This window comes from Bradyrhizobium sp. UFLA05-125 (genome assembly GCF_059803515.1).
Map to the genome: position 1 here is coordinate 13313 of NZ_JBANBJ010000010.1, position 21195 is coordinate 34507.

Below are 21195 nucleotides of genomic sequence, written 5' to 3' on the forward strand. Positions count from 1 at the left end.
GGGCGCGCGAAGCGCGAGCCCGGGACCCATAACCACAGGAAGAAGCTGCGGCGCGAGCTGGCAACCGCGAGTCTTCGCCAAACTACTGCCTGTGGTTATGGGTCCCGGATCTGCGCTCCGCTTCGCTATGCTTGTCCGGGACGACGACGTTTACATACACTCAGCGTGATCACCGATGCCCGAAGATCGCCGAGCCCACGCGGATATGCGTGGCACCTAGCATGATGGCGGTGGCGAAATCGGCGCTCATGCCCATCGAGAGATCTTTCAATCCGTTGCGCGCGGCGATCTTGGCGGTGAGGGCGAAATGCGCGGCCGGCGGCTCGTTCGCGGGCGGGATGCACATCAGGCCGGAAATGTTGAGCCCATAGCTGTCGCGGCAGCTTGCGATGAAGGCATCCGCCTCGCCGGGCGCGACGCCGGCCTTCTGCGGCTCCTCGCCGGTGTTGATCTGGACGAAGAGCTGCGGGTGCCTGTTCTGGGATTCGATTTCCTTGGCTAACGCTTGGCAAATGCTCGGACGGTCCACCGAATGAATGGCGTCGAACAGCGCGACCGCCTCTTTCGCCTTGTTCGACTGCAACGGTCCGATCAGATGCAGCGCGATATCCGAGTAACTCGAAATTAACGCCGGCCACTTTGCCTTGGCTTCCTGCACGCGATTTTCTCCGAATACGCGCTGCCCCGCGTCGATGACCGGTGTAATTGCATCCGCAGCGAACGTCTTCGACACCGCGATCAGCGTTACCGCGGCGCGATCGCGCTGTGCGTCCTTGCATGCGCGCGCGATCTCCTGCTCCACGGCGGCGAGCGCATTTGGTGAATGCCCGGTTAGCGGCAAGGCGTTGGCTTCTGTCATGACGTCGCTCGAGACCCGTGTGACTACCGAGGTAGTTCCAATTTTACCGACTTCAAGAAAGGCTTCTTGAACCCTTGGAACTAAGTTGCGCGCGGGGTGGGTAGCACAAAAATGGTCAACGTCAGTCTCAACCGCAAACGCGCGAAACTCAAGCAGGTTCTCGGAATCCGGGCCCGGCTTGCGTTGCTCGCGGTGATTCTGGTGGTACCCCTGATGCTGGAGCGCATCCGCTCGCTCGAAGACGCGCGCGTCAAGCAGATCGCGCAGGCGACGACCGAGTTCACGACCATCGCGCGACACAGCGCGGACGCACAGCGCGAGGTGATTTCGTCGGTCGAGACGATATTGAAATCCGAGGCTTTCATCCGCGCCTCCGCCGGCGGCGTCAGCAAGAGCTGCGACGTGCTGCGCGCAAGCCTGCCGGCCAGCCTGCCCTGGATCCGCACGCTGCTGATCGCCGGCCAGGACGGCCGCATCCAGTGCTCGACCAACAACATGTATGTCGGCCTCGACTTGAGTGACCGGCCCTATTTCCAGCAGGCGCAGGAGACCGGCCGCTTCGTGCTCTCCGATTTCCTGCTGTCAAAGCCGTCGCAAACGCCAACCGTGATGGCGGTCTATCCGGTCTCCGCGCTCTCGGGCACCTCGGACGCCGTCGTGCTCGCGACCGTGAACCTCGACTGGATGTCGAAGATCATGAACAATCTGGGCGGCCGCTCCGGCATTTCTGCCGTGCTGGTCGACAGCGCCGGCACGGTGCTGGCCGCGCCCGCGGACCAGTACAGCGCGGTCGGCCGCCCGCTCGACAATCTGCCGCTGATGTCGGCGATTGCCGACATGGCGCTCCGCTCGGACCAGGACGAAGGATCGCTGTCCTTCATGGCGGTCGACGGCTCGCGCCGCGCGGTCAGCTACATGCGCATCGCCGGCACCAATGCGCGCCTGATTGCCAGCATCGACGAGGACAAGGTCTCTGCCGCCGTCAGCCGCGACATCCGCACTGCCTATCTCCAGCTCGCTTTCGTCGTCGTGTTCGTTCTGCTCGGCGCGCTGATCGCCGCCGAGAAGCTCGTGATCAAGCCGATCGAGATGCTCGCCGACATGGCCAAGCGCTTTGGCCAGGGCGACCTTTCGGCCCGCGCCGCGCGCAATCGCCTGCCCGCCGAGTTCGTGCCGCTCGCCCGCGCCTTCAATGCGATGGCAGCCCAACTCGGCCAGCGCGAGCGCGAGCTGATCGCGAGCAACGACCGGCTTACTGTCATGGCCTCGATCGACATGCTGTCGGGCCTTGCCAACCGCCGCGGCTTCCAGAGCCGCCTCGACTTCGAATGGATGCGCGCGCAGCAATATGACAGCGACCTGTCGCTGCTGATGATCGACGTCGACCATTTCAAGCTCTTCAACGACACCTATGGCCATCTCGAGGGCGATTCCTGCCTGACCAGGGTCGGCGAGACGCTGTCGGGGATTGCGGCCGACACCATGGGCTTTGCCGCGCGTTATGGCGGCGAGGAATTCTGCCTGTTGCTGCCGAACACGGACCTCACGCGCGCCATAGAGATCGGCGAAACCGTTCGCGTTGCGGTGCTGCGGCTGTGCCTGCCGCATATCACCTCGAGCCACATGATCGTCACCGTCTCGATCGGCGTTGCCGCGGCGCGGCCCAATGAGGCCTTGCGTCCGGGCGACCTGATCGAAGCGGCCGATGCCGCGCTCTACGCCGCCAAGCATCGCGGCCGCAACACCGTCGTCGAGCACGGTCTGGTGCAGGAGAGCGAAGGCGCCGGCGCGATCGCGATGGCGGGCTGAAACAGCTCACGCTCAGGCCGTTTTGAAGGCCTTAGACGTTGACCCCACAGCGGTTTTTGTGGCCTAGTCCGCCGTCTTTACGACGGCCGAACCCTAGAAAACCGCAACGATTCCATGACCTCCGAACGTTATAACGCCCGCGATTCCGAACCGCGCTGGCAAGCCGCCTGGGACGAAAAGGCCATCTTCGTCTCCCGAAACGACGATTCGCGGCCGAAATACTATGTGCTCGAGATGTTCCCCTACCCGTCCGGGCGCATCCATATCGGCCATGTCCGGAACTATACGCTCGGCGACGTGCTGGCCCGCTTCATGCGCGCCAAGGGTTTCAACGTGCTGCACCCGATGGGCTGGGACGCCTTCGGCCTGCCTGCCGAGAACGCCGCGATCGAGCGCAAGGTCGCGCCGAAAGCCTGGACCTACGACAACATCGCCGCGATGAAGAAGCAGCTTCGCTCGATCGGGCTGTCGCTGGACTGGAGCCGCGAGATCGCGACCTGCGACCCCTCCTACTACAAGCACCAGCAGAAGATGTTTCTGGACTTCCTGCGCGAAGGCCTCGCCGAGCGCGAGAAGCGCAAGGTGAACTGGGACCCCGTCGACATGACCGTGCTCGCCAATGAGCAGGTGATCGACGGCCGAGGCTGGCGTTCGGGCGCCGTTGTCGAACAACGGGAAATGAACCAGTGGGTCTTCAAGATCACGAAGTACTCGCAGGAGCTGCTGAGCGCGCTGGATACGCTCGACCGCTGGCCCGACAAGGTGCGGCTGATGCAGCGCAACTGGATCGGTCGGTCCGAAGGCCTGCTGATTCGCTTCGCGCTGGATCAGGCAACGACGCCCGCCGGCGAGAGCGAGCTGAAGATTTTCACCACGCGCCCGGACACGCTGTTCGGCGCAAAGTTCATGGCGATCTCGGCCGATCATCCGCTGGCGCAGGCTGCCGCCGCCAAGAACCCGAAGCTTGCCGAGTTCATCGCCGAGATCAAGAAGATCGGCACCGCGCAGGAGATCATCGACACCGCCGAGAAGCAGGGTTTTGACACCGGCATCCGCGCGGTCCACCCGTTCGATCCCTCCTGGAAGCTGCCGGTCTATGTCGCGAACTTCGTGCTGATGGAATACGGCACCGGCGCGATCTTCGGCTGCCCGGGCCACGACCAGCGCGACCTCGACTTCGTCAACAAGTACAATCTCGGCGTCACGCCGGTGGTGTGCCCCGAAGGCCAGGATCCGGCGACTTTTATCATCACCGACACCGCCTATGACGGTGACGGCCGCATGATCAATTCGCGCTTCCTCGATGGCATGACCATCGACGCGGCGAAGGAAGAGATCGCAAAACGCCTGGAAAACGAGATGCGCGGCAACGCGCCCGTCGGCGAGCGGCAGGTGAATTTCCGCCTGCGCGACTGGGGCATCTCGCGCCAGCGCTATTGGGGCTGCCCGATTCCGGTGATCCACTGCCCGAAATGCGACGTCGTGCCGGTGCCGGATTCAGAGCTGCCGGTGAAGCTGCCTGATGATGCGACCTTCGACAGGCCGGGCAACGCGCTCGATCATCATCCGACCTGGAAGCACGTCACCTGCCCCAAATGCGGCGGCAAGGCACAACGCGAAACCGACACCATGGACACCTTCGTGGATTCGTCCTGGTACTTTGCGCGCTTCACCGATCCCTGGAACGAGGCCTCGCCGACGACGCCTGCAGTCGCCAACCGGATGCTGCCGGTCGACCAGTACATCGGCGGCGTCGAGCACGCGATCCTGCATCTGCTCTACAGCCGCTTCTTCACCCGCGCGATGAAGGCAACCGGCCACATCGCGCTGGATGAGCCGTTCGCCGGCATGTTCACGCAAGGCATGGTGGTGCACGAGACCTACCAGAAGGCCGACGGCACCTATGTGCAGCCGGTCGAGGTGAAGGTCGAGACCGGCAGCAACGGCCGGCGCGCCACGCTGCTTGCGACCGGCGAAGACATCCAGATCGGCGCGATCGAGAAGATGTCGAAGTCGAAGAAGAACACGGTCGACCCCGACGACATCATCGAGACCTACGGCGCCGACGTCGCGCGCTGGTTCATGTTGTCGGACTCACCGCCCGACCGCGACGTGATCTGGAGCGACGAGCGCGTCCAGGGCGCCTCGCGCTTCGTGCAGCGGTTGTGGCGGCTGGTGAACGAATCCGCAGAGGCCTCCAAGGGCGCGCCTGCGGCCCGACCGGCGAGCTTTGACGCCGATGCGCTCGCCCTGCGCAAGGCGGCTCATGGCGCGCTGGACAAGGTCACGATCGGAATCGAGCGGCTGCACTTCAACGTCTGCCTCGCCCATATCCGCGAATTCGCCAATAGCCTGTCCGAAGTGCTTCAGCGCCCCGGCCAGCCGGCGGACGACCTCGGCTGGGCCATCCGGGAGGCCGGGACCATCCTGGTCCAGCTGTTTTCCCCGATGATGCCGCATCTGGCCGAGGAGTGCTGGCAGGTGCTGGGCCAGAGCGGCTTCGTCTCGGAGGCCGTGTGGCCGCAAATCGAACGCGATTTGCTGGTTGAAGACACCGTGACCCTGGTGGTCCAGGTCAACGGCAAGAAGCGGGGTGAGGTCACGGTTGCAACAGTGGCCCAGAATCCGGAAATCGAGGCTGCCGTTTTGGCGCTCGATGCGGTAAAACTGGCCCTGGACGGCAAGCCCGTCCGCAAGGTGATCATCGTCCCCAAGAGGATCGTGAATGTTGTCGGCTAGGATCCGCATCGCAGCCCGCCTCGTCGCGGTTGCCGCCCTCGCGGCAATGACGGCCGGCTGCTTCCAGCCGATGTATGCCGAGCATACCGACGGTACTCCGGGATTGCGGGACAAGCTGATGGGGGTGGAAATCCCCCCTGTCGACAAGGCCAATGCCTCGCGCGAGGCTCGGGTCGGGGTGGAAATCCGCAACGCCCTCGCCTTCAAGCTTTATGGCACCGCGACCGGTGCGCCGCCGACCCACCGTCTGGTGCTGCGGTTCTCGACCAGCCGCTCCTCGTTGATCGTCAGCTCCGCAACCGGCCTTCCGACGAGCGAGAATTACGGCATCGACGTTCAGTATAATCTGATCGACAACGCGACCAACCAGTCGGTGATGACCGGCACCACGTTCTCGCGCGTGTCCTACGACATCCCCGGCTCATACCAGCGCTTCGCCCGTCAGCGCGCCGTTCGCGATGCGGAAGACCGTGCCGCCAACGAGGTCGCCGAGAACATCTCGACCCGCCTCGCCGCGTTCTTCACCGCCGGCACGTAACTGCTCCTTGTCATTCCGGGGCACGCGAAGCGTGAACTCGGAATCTCGATCCATAACCTCTGGATTCCGGGTTCGCGCGCTGCGTGCCCCGGAATGACGATTTGGCCCATGGTCGCGCTGCGCGGAAAAGAGATCGACGCCTTCCTCGCCCGCCCCGATTCGGGCCGCCCGATCATCCTGCTTTATGGCCCCGATGCCGGCCTGGTGCGCGAGCGCGCCGACGCGCTGATTGCGTCCGCGGTCGATGATCTCAACGACCCCTTCTCGATGGTCAAGCTCGACGGCGATGAGCTCTCGGCTGAACCCTCGCGCCTCGTCGACGAAGCCATGACCGTGCCGCTATTCGGCGGCCGCCGCGCCATCCGCGTGCGCGCCGGCTCGCGCAGCTTTGCCAGCGGTGTCGACACGCTGGCCGAGATGAGCGTGAAGGACTGCCGCATCGTGATCGAGGCCGGCGAGCTCCGCCCCGAATCGCCGCTGCGCAAGGTTTGCGAACGCGCCAAGACGGCGGTCGCGATCGGCTGCTATCCCGACACCGAGCGCGATCTCGCCAGACTGATGGAGGACGAGCTGCGCGTTGCCAATCTGCGTATCGCGCAGGACGCCCGCGCTGCGCTGATGTCGTTCCTCGGCGGCGATCGCCAGGCCTCGCGCAACGAGCTACGCAAGCTGACGCTATATGCTCACGGCAAGGGCGAGATCACGCTCGACGACGTGATGGCGGTCGTCGCTGACGCGTCCGAGCTGAAGCTCGATCCGATCGTCGACGGCGCCTTCGCCGGACGCCCCGACATCGTCGAAAGCGAGTTCGCCAAGGCGATGATCGCCGGCACCTATCCCGGCATGATCATCTCCGCCGCGCAGCGCCAGGCGGCCTGGCTGCACAAGTCGGCACTCACCGTCGCCGAGGGCACGCCGATCTCGGCCGTACTCGAAGGCGGATTTCCGCGGCTGCATTTTTCGCGAAAGCCCGCGGTCGAAACCGCGTTGCGCAATTTCAGCGTGGCGCGACTTGCCGGCATCATCGAACAGCTTGCAACCGCAGCCCTCGACACCCGCAAGCAGCCGTCCCTCGCCGCCGCAATCGCGCAGCGCACGCTGATGGCGATCGCCGCGAACGCGAAACGGCGCGGCTGAGCGCTCGCTCTATCCGCGCGTCGTTGTGGCGCCGTCCTCAACCTACGTCGTCCTGGACAAGCGAGCGGAGCGAGCGCCGATCCACCCAGGGAATAGTTTGGCGAAGACTCGTAGTGACCCGCTTCGCGCCACAACTTCTCCCTGTGGTACTGGGTCCTGGCTTTCGCCAGGACGACACCGAGGGTGTGGCCGATTGCCTGGTCCACAACGCCTGAGGAAGTCGCGGTCTCAGTCTAGAGCACACCCTTCGCCAGCCGTCGCATCACCTCGTCGAGCTGCTCGAGGTTGCGGTAGTTGATCTGGACGGAGCCGCCGGGATCGCGGTGGTTGACGGTCACCTTGAGCCCGAGTGCGTCGCTGACGCGCTTCTCCAGATCGACCGTATCGGGATCCTTCTCCTTGGCCCCGACGCGCGCCTTCTGAGGCTTGCGCTCCGGCACGCCCTCCTCGTGCGCGAGCGCTTCGGCCTGGCGCACGTTGAGGCCCTCTTCCACGATGCGCTTGGCAGCGGCGAGTGGGTCAGGCACGCCGATCAGCGCACGGGCGTGGCCGGCCGTCAACTGTCCGGTCGCGATCAAGGCCTGCACCTCCGCCGGCAGTTTCGTCAGGCGCATCATGTTGGCGACGTGGCTGCGGCTCTTGCCGACGACTTTTGCGATGTCGTCCTGGCTGCGTTTGAACTCGTTGGCAAGCGCGTGATAGCCTTGCGCCTCTTCCATCGGGTTGAGGTCTTCGCGCTGCACGTTCTCGATGATCGCGAATTCCAGCGCATCGCTGTCGCTGATGTCGACTGGAACGATCGGCACCTCGTGCAGGCCTGCGAGCTGCGAGGCACGCCAGCGCCGCTCGCCAGCGATGATTTCGTAGCGGTCCTGCGTGCCCTTCACCGGACGGACTACGATCGGCTGGATCACGCCGTGCTGCTTGATGGAGTCGCTGAGCTCCTTGAGCTCTACTTCCGAAAATGTGCGGCGCGGGTTGCGCGGATTGGGCTTGAGGAATTCGATCGGCACCTTGCGCTGCGTGCGCGGCCGCTCGACATGCGCGGCCTCACCGCCGACGTCACCGATCAGACTCGCAAGACCCCGGCCCAGTCGCGAACGCGCTTCGTCGGCCATCGCCAGCTCCCTTGGATTCAACTCGAACGCTCCTGTTACTTTGTCCTCGTCATTCCGGGGCGCGCGAAGCGCGAACCCGGAATCTCGACGTTGTTCAATTTCAAATCTCGAGATTCCGGATCAATTCGCGTACCGCGAATTGTCCGGAATGACGTCGCCTGGATTCAATGCGTGGTGCGCAGCTCGCGCTCGCGCTGGATCACTTCGGTGGCAAGCCGCAAGTAGGCTTCGCTGCCGACGCATTTGAGATCATAGACCAGCACCGGCTTGCCGTAGGACGGCGCCTCGGAGATGCGCACGTTGCGCGGGATCATGGTCTTGTAGACCTTCTCGCCCATGAACTGACGGACGTCGGCGACGACCTGGTTCGAGAGGTTGTTGCGCGAGTCGAACATGGTCAGCACGATGCCATGGATCGACAGATTGGGATTGAGCGTCGAGCGCACCTGCTCGACGGTCTGAAGCAATTGCGACAGGCCTTCGAGCGCGAAGAACTCGCATTGCAACGGCACCAGGATCGCATCGGAGGCCGCCATCGCATTCACCGTGAGCAGGTTGAGCGAGGGCGGGCAGTCGATCAGCACGTAGGTGTAGTCGGCATCCGGCGAGACGTTGTTGTTGAGTGAGCCGATCGCATCGCGCAGCTTGAAGGCGCGACCGGGCGTGGTGCCCAGCTCGAGCTCGAGGCCGGAGAGGTCCATCGTCGAGGGCGCGATGTGCAGCCGCGGCACCGCAGTCGACACCACCGCTTCACGCAACGCGGCTTCGCCGACCAGCACGTCATAGGTTGAGCAGGAACGGTTGCGGCGATCGATGCCGAGACCCGTCGAGGCGTTGCCTTGCGGATCGAGATCGACGATCAGGACGCGCTCACCAATCGCTGCGAGTGCCGTTCCGAGATTGATCGCCGTGGTTGTCTTTCCCACGCCGCCCTTCTGATTCGCGAGCGCCAGGATCCGCGGATGGCCCTGCGGCACCGCCTCGGTCTGCTCCTGCTGAGGTTCGTCAATCACGGTCATGCCACTTCCCCACTCGACCCCGTTTTCCAGGCCTCACCCACGCCGCTGGATAGTGTCCAGCTCCACGATCCAACCGTCGCCCGTGCGGCTTTGGTGGAGCTTAGGACGAATAGTCCAATATTTAGCGGCTTCGGTCAATTCAGCCTCTACATCTTGGCCCTTAGGAAACAACGCTTTTGCACCGCTGCGCACCGAGGGCTCCGCAAAGCCGATGAGTTGATGTAGCGGAGCCAGTGCGCGCGCGGTGACGCAATCGACCGGGCCGGTGATTCTATCCACATTATCCCCGATCTCTGCGAGATGTACGACCCCCGGCGCGCAGGCTACGCGGATTGCTTCGCGCAGGAAGGCGGCCTTCTTCGCGATGCGCTCGACGAGGTGGACGCTGGCGCCCGGCACTTCCGCCATCACGCAGGCCAGGACCACGCCCGGAAAACCGCCGCCGCTGCCGAGATCGGCCCAGCGCTTCGCTGATGGTGCAAGCGAGACGAGTTGGAGCGAATCGGCGATGTGGCGGGTCCAAAGGTGCGACAGCGTCGATGGCGCGACCAGATTGGTCTTGGCCTGCCACTCCCGAAGCAGCGCGACGTAGCGATCGAGGCGTTCCTCCGTTTCACGTGAAACCGGCGCTAGCTTGAGGGCGGCGGCCTTGTCCGCCGCCAACGCCGAGTCCCGTGTCGCGGCGCTTTGCGAAGCCGCGGGCTTCCGAGTCCCCTCGCCCGCGTCGGGTTGCCGTGATGAGGATTCCCTCTGGGATTTCCCCTTGGCTGGTCCGCGCTGTTTCACGTGAAACGCCTATGCGGTCGCCTTGGAGGTCTTCCGGCGAGCCTCGCGACGCAGGTACGCGGCGAGAATGCCCAGCGCCGCCGGCGTCATGCCATCGATCCGGCCGGCCTGACCGACCGTGAAGGGCCTCGCCTTCTCGAGCTTGGCGCGCACCTCGTTCGAGAGCCCGGGTACGAGCTGGTAGTCGACATCGGCGAGGACCAGCCCTTCATCCCGCCGGAAGGCTTCGACGTCGGCGCTCTGGCGCTCCAGGTAGACATCGTACTTGGCGTCGATCTCGAGGTGGGTCGCGATCACGGGGTCAATGGCCGACAGCTCGGGCCAGATCGCGCGAACCTGGCTCCAGCCAACGTCCGGATAGGCCAATAGCTCAAAGGCCGAGCGGCGCTGGCCGTCCCGGTTCAGGGACAGCCCATGCCTGGCTGCTTCGTTCGGCGTCAGCGTCAGCGATTTCGACAGCGTCTTGGCGGCCTGGAGGGCTGCCATCTTGGCGCGATGGTGCTGGGTCCGGGCGCTGCCGACGCATCCCAGGTCAATGCCCTTCTCGGTCAGGCGCTGGTCGGCATTGTCCGCCCGCAGCGTCAGCCGGTACTCGGCGCGCGAGGTGAACATCCGATAGGGCTCGGAAATGCCGCGAGTGACGAGATCGTCGATCATCACCCCGAGATAGCCGTCGGCCCGGTCGAATACCGTGAGCGCCGCCCCACTCGCGGCCAATGCCGCGTTCAGGCCGGCAACAATGCCTTGAGCCGCGGCCTCCTCATATCCCGTCGTGCCGTTGATCTGCCCGGCCAGGAACAGTCCCTGTACCCGCCTGGTCTGGAGGGTCGGATCAAGCTCCCGGGGATCGACATGGTCGTATTCGATGGCGTAGCCCGGCCGGACCATCTTGACCCGCTCAAGGCCCGGGATGCTGGCGAGGATCGCGAGCTGGACCTCCTCCGGCAGCGAGGTCGAGATGCCGTTGGGATAGACGGTCGGATCGTCGAGACCTTCCGGCTCCAGGAAGATCTGGTGGCCGTCCCGGTCGCCGAACCGGACGATCTTGTCCTCGATCGACGGGCAATAGCGCGGTCCCGTGCTCTTGATCTGGCCGGAGTACATCGGCGAGCGATGCACATTGGCCCGGATCACCTCATGGGTCGCAGCCGTCGTCCGGGTGATGCCGCACTGGATCTGCGGGGTCGTGATCCGCTCGGTCATCACCGAGAACGGCTCCGGCGGATCGTCGCCGGGCTGCATCTCGACCGCCGTCCAATCGATCGTCGTGCCATCGAGCCGCGGCGGCGTGCCGGTCTTGAGCCGGCCCAGCGTGAAGCCGGCCTGCTCAAAAGACTTCGACAGACCCATCGCCGGCGCCTCGCCGACGCGCCCTGCCGGCCAGTTCTTCTCACCGAGATGGATCAGGCCGCGCAAGAAGGTGCCGGTGGTGACCACGACAGCCCCTGCCCCGATCGTGCGGCCATCGGCCAGACGGAGCCCGGTGACGCGACCATCCGATACGATCAGCTCGTCCGCCTCGCCTTCGATCACGCTGAGGCCATCGGTCTGTTGGATCGCGGCCTGCATTGCGGCAGCATAGAGCTTGCGGTCGGCCTGGGTCCGGGGACCGCGAACTGCCGGGCCCTTGCGGCGATTGAGCATGCGGAACTGGATGCCGCCAGCATCCGCAACCCGGCCCATCAGACCATCGAGCGCATCGACTTCGCGGACCAGATGGCCCTTGCCGAGTCCGCCGATGGCGGGATTGCAGGACATCGCGCCGATGGTGGAGAAACGGTGCGTCACCAGAGCGGTCGCCGCACCCATCCGGGCGGCCGCAGCCGCGGCCTCACAGCCGGCATGGCCGCCGCCAATCACGATGACGTCGAAGCTCTCTCGCTCTGTCCGCATAGGCGGACTTCTAACTCAGGCATGAAGAAGCCGGAAGAAGAAACTGGGTGAGACGGTTGTTTCACGTGAAACAGGGGCACGGGCAAAGCGTTTTCGCGAAAACAACCCCATGCAAAGTAGATGACACGGAGCGAGCCCTGTTTCACGTGAAACAACTTGGGTCTGCTCGGCGGGAAAGGTGTGAAGACAAACGGCGTCATTGCGGGCGCAGCGAAGCAATCCAGAATCTTCCCGCGGAAGCAGCCTGGATTGCTTCGTCGCAAGCGCTCCTCGCATTGACGAGACTGAATGAGCGTGCCTTGCGCACAACCATCACCGCTCGCGCGACAAGGCCAATCGCGCACCCGCGCATGTTTCACGTGAAACAAAAGCAGTGGAACAAGCGATAGTTCTACAATGAAGAACTAGCGCTACTTTCCGATACAGAATTTCTGGAAGATGGCCCCGAGGACGTCCTCGACATCGACCCGGCCCAGGAGCCGGCCGAGCGCGTAAGCGGCGGCGCGGAGTTCCTCGGCGGCGAGCTCCTCGCCTTCGCCAAGGAGATCGAGGCTCCGCTGCAGCGAGCCGACGGCCTGGATCAACAGGTCGCGCTGCCGTGCGCGGGTGACCAGCGCGCCCTCGCTCGTTCCGAAGAACTCGCCAGCGAATTCCACCAGCGCCGCGATCAGCTCGGGCAGTCCGTCACCGCGCCGCGCCGAGATCGCAAACATCCTGGCCCGCGGGTCAGGCCCCATAGCCTTGTTCGCTTCCGGCCTCAAGGCCGCGCTCGAGGTCTCCCTCAATATCTCTTGCAAGTTCTCCTGGCCAAGGTCGATCTTGTTGCGCACGGTCCAGACCGGCGCGGTCCCGATCGGCTGGCCCTCCTCGTTGCGATCGGCATCCGCCAGCCACAACACGAGGTCGGCGTCCGCAGCGCGGGCGCGGGCACGGCGCACGCCTTCCTGTTCGACGGGATCATCGGTCTCGCGAATGCCGGCGGTGTCGATCACGGTCACGGGATAGCCGTCGAGATCGAGCTGCACCTCGATCACGTCGCGCGTCGTGCCGGCATGCGGCGAGACGATCGCGACCTCGCGCCGCGCCAGCTGATTGATCAACGTCGACTTGCCGACGTTCGGCGGACCGGCGATCGCGACCACGAGGCCATCGCGCAGACGTTCAGCTTGACCCCGCGCTGCAAGCACTTTTGCGATCTCGTCCTGCAGCGCCTTGATCTTCGCGCGCGCCGGCGCGAGCAATTCCGCCGATACATCGCCTTCATCGGAGAAGTCGATGCCGGCCTCGATCAGCGCGGACGCCTCGATGATTCGCTCGCGCCAGTCGCGCGCACGCTCGCCAAGCAGTCCCCGCAATTGTCGCAGCGCCTGCCGACGCTGCCGATCGGTGTCGGCGTGGATGAGATCGTCGAGGCCCTCGGCCTCGGTGAGATCGAGCTTGCCATTCTCGAAGGCGCGGCGGGTGAACTCGCCGGGCTCGGCCGCCCGTAGATTCGGAATTAGCGAAATTACAGCGAACAACGCGGCGAGCACGGCGCGACCGCCATGGACGTGAAATTCGGCGACGTCCTCGCCGGTCGCGCTCGCGGGCCCCGGAAACCAGAGCGCCACCGCATCATCGATCGCCTGGCCATTTGCGTCCCGCAGCAGCACACGGTGTGCAAGCCGCGGCTTCGGCGCTTCGCCCGCAAGTCGCGTTAGGACCTGGCCGGCCTCTGCGCCGGAGACGCGAACGATCGCGATCGCGCTTGGCGGCCGGCCTGACGACAATGCGAAGATGGTCTGGTCGCGGGGATGCATGGCTTATTTGTCCGTGCGCCCGCCAAAACGCAAATCTCGATTTCTGGGTCTCTTCGGAAGCTTCAGGGCTTTCCTGGTGCAGCAAACACCTGACGTCGCACTGCATTATGAAGCGCAGCATTTTGCTGCATATTTTTGGTTCCAGCGGGCGCGCAAAGCGACCAAATCAGACAATTATCTCGTTATATCAATTATTTAACGTACGTCTGGCGACGACAGCTCGATTCACATTTTGCTGCAATCTCCCGCAGCAAAGCCGCAGCATAAACGCAAAAGGGCGCCCGAAAGGCGCCCTCCGCGAAATTGCTGCAACAGCCGATCAGGTGTTCATCGAATCGAAGAACTCGGCATTGCTCTTGGTCGAGCGCAGCTTGTCGAGCAGGAAGTCGATCGCGTCCATCGTGCCCATCGGGTTGAGGATGCGGCGGAGCACGTACATCTTCTTGAGCACCTGCGGATCGGTGATGAGCTCCTCCTTGCGGGTGCCGGAGCGCGAGATGTCGATCGCCGGGAAGGTGCGCTTGTCCGAGACCTTGCGGTCGAGGATCAGCTCCGAGTTGCCGGTGCCCTTGAACTCTTCGAAGATGACTTCGTCCATGCGGCTGCCCGTATCGACCAGCGCGGTCGCGATGATCGTCAGCGAGCCGCCCTCCTCGATGTTACGCGCGGCACCGAAGAAGCGCTTCGGCCGCTGCAACGCGTTGGCGTCGACGCCGCCGGTCAACACCTTGCCGGATGACGGCACCACGGTGTTGTAGGCGCGACCCAGACGGGTGATCGAATCGAGCAGGATCACGACGTCGCGGCCATGCTCCACCAGGCGCTTGGCTTTCTCGATCACCATCTCGGCGACCTGGACGTGACGCACCGCCGGCTCGTCGAAGGTCGACGAGACAACCTCGCCCTTCACCGAGCGCTGCATGTCCGTGACTTCTTCCGGACGCTCGTCGATCAGAAGCACGATCAGATAGCAGTCCGGATGATTGGCAGTGATGGAGTGCGCGATGTTCTGCATCAGCACGGTCTTACCCGTGCGTGGTGGTGCCACGATCAGCGCGCGCTGGCCCTTGCCGATCGGAGCTACGATGTCGATCACGCGTGCAGAGAGATCCTTCCGCGTCGGATCGTCGATCTCCATACGAAAACGCTGGTTGGGAAATAGCGGCGTGAGGTTGTCGAAATTGACCTTGTGCTTGGCTTTTTCCGGATCCTCGAAATTCAGCGTGTTGACTTTGAGGAGCGCGAAATAGCGCTCGCCCTCTTTCGGGCTGCGGATGTGGCCTTCGATGGTGTCGCCGGTGCGCAGGCCGAAGCGGCGGATCTGCGACGGCGAGACGTAGATGTCGTCCGGGCCCGGCAGGTAATTGGCGTCCGGCGAGCGCAGGAAGCCGAAGCCGTCGGAGAGCACCTCGACGACGCCCTCGCCGACGATGTCGGTCTCAGCGAGCGAAAGCTGTTTGAGGATGGCGAACAGCAGCTCCTGCTTACGCATGGTGCTGGCATTCTCGACCCCATTCTCTTCCGCGAACGAGACGAGCTCGGCCGGGGTTTTGGACTTGAGGTCTTGGAGTTTGATTTCCCGCATTGGGGTGGTCCTGTGGGGTAACCTTGGAAGGGGGGTGCAAGGAGGCTTCGAAAATGCGGACGCGAGCAGGTAAGGTCCGCAGGTCTAGCAAGGTGAGTGCCGGTGGGGCTTCAAACCTGATGCGGCGCCCGGCTTTCGAAGAAGCTCGGACACAACCACATCCGCCTGCGTTGGGTGGGGATAGAGATAATATAGAAAATCGCTTGGCCCTCCGCAAGCCGAAGCACTGAGCGGCGCCCCTCGAACTTTGCCTAGAACGGCTTCACGATCACCATGATCACGATGAAGATCATCAGGATCGTCGGCACCTCATTGATAATACGATAGAATTTCTGGGTCTGCGGCCGCAGGTCGGCAGCGAAATCCTTGCGCCAGCGGGAAAAAAAGCCGTGGACCGCGGACATCGCCAGCACCAGTGCCAGTTTTACGTGCAACCAGGGCGAGGTGAACCAATGGCCGGACCACGCGAGATAGAGGCCGGCGAGCCAGGTCACGATCATCGCGGGGTTGATGATCGCCTTGAGAAGCCGGCGTTCCATCACCTTGAAGGTTTCCGACTGCTTCGAGCCGACCTCAGCCTCGCAGTGATAAACGAACAACCGCGGCAGATAGAGCATGCCGGCCATCCAGGAGATGACGGCGATCACATGCAGCGCCTTGATCCAGGGGTAGAGCTCGTCGAGCATTTCCAACGTCCGAATTTCAAGCCCAGCGCAGGGATCGCTGGGGATAGTAAGAACTCGTTAAGTTCTTCCAGCGCACACATATCCGTCCGTAGCGCCCTTCTCAAATCTAGAATCTTAGATTCTTAAGGTTTGAGTCTGAATGACGGTGGATTGGACTCACGCAATGCTGTCAGGCATTTTGCGGGAGCTTGTACACATCCATCAACATATCCGCCGCGGTTCCGGCGAACGCGGATAATTCATCCATCTTCAAAGACTTGTGAGAAATTATCGGCAGCTTATGAAAAGGCTTGCCGGCGCTGTCCCGCTTCCGCCTCGCGCTGCCCTGAGAGTTGTCCTTCCGGGCAGCGATGTGAAGAAACTTGGCCGTTATCCCGCTCGTCCTGTCGCGCATCCCTTTCCGAGGGGTTAAGCTCCACAGAAGTTCACAAACTGCCCAGCCGTCATCCCAAGCCTTCAGAAGAGTTTTCGTGCCGACCTCCAACAATTATTTCCATCTCCATCTGGTTTCCGACTCCACCGGTGAGACCCTGATCACCGTGGCGCGCGCGGTCGCCGCGCAATACGCCAACGTCACGCCGGTCGAGCATGTCTATCCGCTGGTGCGCAGCCAGAAGCAGCTCGATCGCGTGCTCGACGAGATCGAGGAAGCGCCGGGGATCGTGCTGTTCACGCTGCTGGAGAAGGATCTGGTCTCCCGACTCGAAGACAAGTGCAAGGAGATCAACGTTCCGAGCCTGTCGATCATCGGCCCGGTGATGCAGTTGTTCGAGGCTTATCTCGGTGCGGCAACGACGGGTCGTGTCGGCGCCCAGCACGTGCTCAATGCGGAATATTTCAAGCGCATCGACGCGTTGAACTACACGATGATGCATGATGACGGGCAGCACGTCGACGGCCTGGAAGAAGCGGATGTCGTCCTCGTCGGCGTGTCGCGGACGTCGAAGACGCCAACCTCGATTTATCTCGCCAATCGCGGCATCCGCACCGCCAACGTGCCGCTGGTGCCAGGCATTCCTGTGCCGTCCCAATTGGAGACGTTGACGCGGCCGCTGGTGGTGAGCCTGCACGCGACGCCGGAGCGGCTGATCCAGGTCCGGCAGAACCGGCTTTTGACGATGGGCGCCGATACCAGCAGCGACACCTATATCGACAAGCAGGCGGTGGCGGATGAAGTTGCCTTCGCACGAAAGCTCAGCGCCAAGCATAATTGGCCGTTGCTCGAGGTGACGCGCCGCTCGATCGAGGAAACGGCGGCTGCGATCATGAAGCTCTATACCGACCGGCAACGCAACCGTCCCTCGAACTAGGCCGTCTATGTCCCTCTGGCGCGGCAAAGCCCCACTGATCCTGGCCTCGCAAAGCCAGGCACGAAAAATGCTGCTGGCGAATGCGGGCCTCGCGTTCGAAGCAAGACCTGCCGATATCGATGAGCGCAGCGTGCAGGAAGCCTCGAAGCTGTCCAGCCCGCGCGAGATCGCGCTGCTCCTGGCGCGTGAAAAGGCGAAGGCGGTATCCGTTCAATACCCCGGCTGCTACGTTATCGGCGCCGATCAGACCTTGGCGCTCGGCGAGCGGCTGTTCACAAAGCCGTCCGGCCGGGCTCAGGCGATGGCGCAACTGCATGATCTCGCCGGCCGCACCCATGCGCTGCACTCCGCGGTTGCCGTGGCGCGTGACGGCGCGATCTTGTTCGAGGATGTTTCGGTCGCGCGCATGACCATGCGACTAATGACTGAGGCTGAGCTCTCCGCCTATCTCGATGCCGCCGGCGATGCCGTGACCACCAGCGTCGGCGCGTATCAGCTCGAAAGTCTCGGGATTCATCTGTTCGAGAAGATCGACGGAGATCATTTCACCATCCTCGGCCTGCCGCTGTTGCCGCTGCTTGCGTTCCTGCGGCGCGAGAGTCTAGTTGCGGTGTGAACCGACAAATGGCTGCGACCTGATGCTGATTCTCGGACTGACCGGCTCGATCGGGATGGGCAAATCCACCACCGCAAAACTGTTTGCGGAGGCCGATGTCCCCGTCTACGACGCCGATGCCGCCGTCCATCAGCTCTATGAGGGTGAGGCGGCTCCTGCGATCGAAGCTGCCTTTCCCGGCACCACAGGGAACGGCAAGGTCGATCGTGCGAAGCTGTCGGCGCGCGTGGTCGGCGATGCCGCGGCGATGAAGCAGCTCGAGCAGATCGTCCATCCGATGCTCGGCGCTTCACGCGGGAGGTTTTTCGCGGATGCCGAGGCCAGGAAGGCGCCCGTCGTGGTGCTGGACATTCCGCTGCTGTTCGAGACCGGCGGCGAGAAACGCGTCGATGCAGTCGTCGTGGTGACGGCCTCCCCGGAACTCCAGCGCGAGCGTGTGCTGGCGCGCGGCACCATGGATGCCGAGAAGCTCGATGCCATCATAGCCAAGCAGATGCCCGATGCCGAGAAGCGCAAGCGGGCCGATTTCGTGGTGGATACCTCGCACGGGCTCGATCCCGTGCGGGCGCAGATCAAGCAGATCCTGGCCGAGGTCGTTAAGATGCCGCAGCGGCGAAGCTGATTCGCTCACCCACCGGCACCGTTAAATCATGCGCGAAATCGTTCTCGACACTGAAACCACCGGCCTTGATCCCCTGCGCGGCGACCGCCTGGTGGAAATCGGCTGTGTCGAGATCTTCAATCGCATGCCGACGGGGCAGACCTTTCACCGCTACATCAATCCTGAAAGGGACATGCCGGCGGAAGCCTTTGCGGTGCACGGCCTGTCGAGCGAATTTCTTTCGACCAAGCCGCTGTTTCACGAAGTCGTCGACGAGTTCCTGGAATTCATCGGCGATGCGCCGCTGGTGATCCACAACGCCTCGTTCGACATCAGCTTCATCAATGCCGAGCTCGACCGCATCAAGCGCGTGGCGATCCCGCGCGAGCGGCTGGTCGACACGCTCCTGCTGGCGCGGCGCAAGCATCCCGGCGTGTCGAACCGGCTCGACGATCTCTGCTCGCGCTATGCGATCGACAATTCGCACCGCACCAAGCACGGTGCGTTGCTGGACTCCGAGCTGCTCGCAGAAGTCTATGTCGATTTGATCGGCGCCCGGCAGTCGCAGCTCATCCTAGCATCGGAATCCGAGGAGATTCGTGTCGGAACGAGTGGGGACATGCCGCGGCGGCAGCGACCGGCACCGCTGGCCCCACGCGTCAGCGACGCCGAGCGCGAGGCCCATCGAGCCTTCATCGCGACGATGGGTGAAAAGGCGATCTGGAACGAATATCTCGCCCAGCCGCCGGCTGGCCCAGCCTGACTTAGCTAACCCATCCCCGTGCCGATTCGCTGATGACGATATCGACAGGGACAATCGTCACGCACCTCGGGTAGGCTCATCCTCCGGCAACCTCCGGCCGAAGAGCGAGTGGGCAATGTCCATCCAATCCGCGTCCATCCAGCCTGCCCCAGAAGACAACACCATCGCCACCCTCGTCGACGAGCTCGATGCCCTCGCCGCGGAGGCAATGGCCGAGTGGAAGGTGCCGGCCGTGACGCTCGCGGTGGTGCAGGGTGGCGAGACGGTGCTGCTCAGGGCCTGGGGCCAGCGCGATGTGGAAGCCGCGCTGCCGGCGACGCCGGACACGCAGTTCCTGATCTGCTCGATCACAAAAACCTTCACCGCCACGGCGCTGGCACTGCTAGTCGACGAGGGACGCCTCGACTGGAGAAAGCCCGTCCGCGATTACATCCCCGAATTCCGCCTGCACGATCCGGCCGCCACCGAGCGCGTCACCGTGCGCGACCTGCTCTGCCATCATTCCGGCCTGCCGCGCCACGACTGGATCTGGATTCCCGGCGATCTCTCGCGCGGCGAGATGCTGGCGGCGCTTCGTCACATCGAGCCGGCCCGCGATATCCGGACCGAATTTCAATACAACAACCTCGCCTACAACGTTGCCGGCATCGTCGCAGAGCGCGTCAGCGGCCTGAGTTACGAAGAGTTCGTCCGCTCGCGGCTGACGGACAAGCTGCACATGCCGGTCGGTTTTTCGACCGAGGAGCATGCCGCGGCCGACAACGCCGCCGTTCCCTATTTGTTGGAGCGCGGCGACGAGCGCCGGCGCGCCAAATTCTTCCCCATTGCAACCACCGCGGCCGGAGCGATCGTCACCTCCGTCGCTGCGCTCGCCAACTGGATGAAATTTCTGCTGGCCGAAGGCGAATTCGAGGGCCAGCGCCTGCTTTCGCCTCAGCTCATCCGGGAGATGCAGTCGCCCCGCGTCTTCGGCGGCGCGCCCGAATTCGAGGAATACGGCCATGGGCACTACGGCCTGGGCTTCAACCACACCGCCTATCGTGGCGAGCGCGCCGTCGGACATTCCGGCGGCTGGCTCGGCTGGCATACGCTGATGCGCCTGGTGCCCGAGCGGAAGCTCGGCATCGCCGTTTTTACCAACAACGGCGGCAATGTGGTGACGAGCATCCTGATCAACCGCATTCACGATCATCTCGCCGGCAAGCAGCCCGTGCCGTGGCTGGACCGTTTCCGCGACATGCGCCGCAAGACGCTGGCGCAGCACAAGTTGGACGAGGCGCAAAAGCGGGTGGCGTGCAAGCCGGACACGCGGCCGAGCCATGATCTCGCGGACTTTTGCGGCACCTACGAGCACCCGGCCTATGGCCGTGTCGCCATCACGCTGGGTGGCGACAGCCTGCACTGGGCCTGGCGCGGCACGAAGGCTACTCTGGCCCATCGGCACTACGATTCGTTCCAGCTGCCCTATATCTACGGCGAGCTGAACCCGGACGATCTCGTGGTCACCTTCACGACCGACCGCGACGGCGACATCGCGAGCCTCTCGGTCCAGCTCGAGGTTCTGGTCACCGACATCGTCTTCACCCGCGCGCCTGCTGGCGAATGCATGGACCCTGCCTTCCGCGCGGCCTGCGCCGGCAGCTACACCCGCGGCGACGCAACTCATGTCGTGACGGAGGATGCCGAGGGCGAGCTGATGCTGAAAATCCCGTTTCAGCCGCTCTACCGCCTGCGACCCTATCAGGGCTCAACCTTCGCGATTCTCCAGCTCGACGGCTACCGCGTCGAATTCCGCCGCGGCCCAACGGGCAGCATCGACGAACTCGTCTACCATCAGCCGAACGGCACCTTCATCGCCAGGCGGGCCGAAGCGGCTTCGTAAGGTGGGTTAGCTAGAGCACGATCGGTTTTATCACCTCTCCCCGCTGGGAAGAGAG

At 63.7% G+C, this 21195-nt stretch carries 18 protein-coding genes; 9 read left to right on the plus strand and 9 right to left on the minus strand.

The window, feature by feature from the left end:
- Positions 1–169: 169 nt before the first annotated feature.
- The gene (locus SO156_RS12535) at positions 170–859 is read right to left on the minus strand and encodes a YggS family pyridoxal phosphate-dependent enzyme (protein WP_458144589.1); all 690 of its coding nucleotides are present in this window, start codon (positions 857–859) and stop codon (positions 170–172) included.
- A 111-nt stretch (positions 860–970) separates the two neighbouring features.
- Between SO156_RS12535 and SO156_RS12540 the strand changes: the two genes are divergently transcribed.
- The 4 genes from SO156_RS12540 to holA all read left to right on the plus strand — a co-directional run bounded on the left by SO156_RS12540 (position 971) and on the right by holA (position 7082).
- Positions 971–2668 carry a diguanylate cyclase domain-containing protein gene (locus tag SO156_RS12540; protein WP_498534985.1) on the plus strand — a complete coding sequence of 566 codons (1698 nt, stop codon included), beginning with the start codon at positions 971–973 and terminating at the stop codon, positions 2666–2668.
- A 114-nt stretch (positions 2669–2782) separates the two neighbouring features.
- Complete coding sequence (gene leuS / locus SO156_RS12545; RefSeq protein ID WP_458144587.1) at positions 2783–5407, plus strand: leucine--tRNA ligase; 2625 nt, start codon at positions 2783–2785, stop codon at positions 5405–5407.
- Positions 5394–5945, plus strand: a complete 552-nt coding sequence (locus SO156_RS12550) for an LPS assembly lipoprotein LptE (RefSeq protein WP_458144586.1) — start codon at positions 5394–5396, stop codon at positions 5943–5945. Before leuS ends, SO156_RS12550 begins: the two co-directional genes overlap by 14 nt.
- A gap of 108 nt (positions 5946–6053) precedes the next feature.
- Positions 6054–7082 (plus strand): DNA polymerase III subunit delta, encoded by a 1029-nt coding sequence (gene holA / locus SO156_RS12555; RefSeq protein ID WP_498535068.1) that lies wholly within the window; start codon positions 6054–6056, stop codon positions 7080–7082.
- Positions 7083–7315: 233 nt separating this feature from the next.
- Here holA and SO156_RS12560 read toward each other — a convergent pair whose 3' ends face one another.
- The 8 genes from SO156_RS12560 to SO156_RS12595 all read right to left on the minus strand — a co-directional run bounded on the left by SO156_RS12560 (position 7316) and on the right by SO156_RS12595 (position 16452).
- Positions 7316–8200, minus strand: coding sequence for a ParB/RepB/Spo0J family partition protein (locus SO156_RS12560; protein WP_498534986.1), 885 nt, complete (start codon positions 8198–8200; stop codon positions 7316–7318).
- A 164-nt stretch (positions 8201–8364) separates the two neighbouring features.
- Positions 8365–9219, minus strand: coding sequence for a ParA family protein (locus SO156_RS12565; RefSeq protein WP_498534987.1), 855 nt, complete (start codon positions 9217–9219; stop codon positions 8365–8367).
- Positions 9220–9252: 33 nt separating this feature from the next.
- On the minus strand, positions 9253–9882 hold the full coding sequence (rsmG, locus tag SO156_RS12570; protein ID WP_498534988.1) for a 16S rRNA (guanine(527)-N(7))-methyltransferase RsmG: 630 nt from the start codon (positions 9880–9882) through the stop codon (positions 9253–9255).
- A gap of 132 nt (positions 9883–10014) precedes the next feature.
- Positions 10015–11898, minus strand: a complete 1884-nt coding sequence (mnmG, locus tag SO156_RS12575; protein ID WP_498534989.1) for a tRNA uridine-5-carboxymethylaminomethyl(34) synthesis enzyme MnmG — start codon at positions 11896–11898, stop codon at positions 10015–10017.
- A 410-nt stretch (positions 11899–12308) separates the two neighbouring features.
- Positions 12309–13697 (minus strand): tRNA uridine-5-carboxymethylaminomethyl(34) synthesis GTPase MnmE, encoded by a 1389-nt coding sequence (gene mnmE, locus SO156_RS12580; protein WP_498534990.1) that lies wholly within the window; start codon positions 13695–13697, stop codon positions 12309–12311.
- Positions 13698–14016: 319 nt separating this feature from the next.
- Positions 14017–15282, minus strand: coding sequence for a transcription termination factor Rho (rho, locus tag SO156_RS12585; RefSeq protein ID WP_027525104.1), 1266 nt, complete (start codon positions 15280–15282; stop codon positions 14017–14019).
- Between the two features lie 251 nt (positions 15283–15533).
- Complete coding sequence (hemJ, locus tag SO156_RS12590) at positions 15534–15968, minus strand: protoporphyrinogen oxidase HemJ (RefSeq protein ID WP_498534991.1); 435 nt, start codon at positions 15966–15968, stop codon at positions 15534–15536.
- A gap of 169 nt (positions 15969–16137) precedes the next feature.
- A complete protein-coding gene (locus tag SO156_RS12595; RefSeq protein WP_498534992.1) occupies positions 16138–16452 on the minus strand; it encodes a hypothetical protein in 315 nt (104 codons plus the stop codon).
- On the opposite strand from SO156_RS12595, the gene SO156_RS12600 reads away from it, so the two are divergent.
- The 5 genes from SO156_RS12600 to SO156_RS12620 all read left to right on the plus strand — a co-directional run bounded on the left by SO156_RS12600 (position 16439) and on the right by SO156_RS12620 (position 21140).
- The gene (locus SO156_RS12600) at positions 16439–17278 is read left to right on the plus strand and encodes a pyruvate, water dikinase regulatory protein (protein WP_458144579.1); all 840 of its coding nucleotides are present in this window, start codon (positions 16439–16441) and stop codon (positions 17276–17278) included. The genes SO156_RS12595 and SO156_RS12600 overlap by 14 nt on opposite strands.
- Positions 17279–17285: 7 nt before the next feature.
- Positions 17286–17894, plus strand: coding sequence for a Maf family protein (locus SO156_RS12605; RefSeq protein ID WP_458144578.1), 609 nt, complete (start codon positions 17286–17288; stop codon positions 17892–17894).
- 22 nt (positions 17895–17916) lie between these two features.
- The gene (gene coaE, locus SO156_RS12610; RefSeq protein ID WP_498534993.1) at positions 17917–18516 is read left to right on the plus strand and encodes a dephospho-CoA kinase; all 600 of its coding nucleotides are present in this window, start codon (positions 17917–17919) and stop codon (positions 18514–18516) included.
- 28 nt (positions 18517–18544) lie between these two features.
- Entirely contained in the window at positions 18545–19258 is a 714-nt protein-coding gene (gene dnaQ / locus SO156_RS12615; protein WP_458144576.1) for a DNA polymerase III subunit epsilon, read from the plus strand.
- Between the two features lie 115 nt (positions 19259–19373).
- A complete protein-coding gene (locus SO156_RS12620; protein ID WP_498534994.1) occupies positions 19374–21140 on the plus strand; it encodes a serine hydrolase in 1767 nt (588 codons plus the stop codon).
- Positions 21141–21195: the final 55 nt, after the last annotated feature.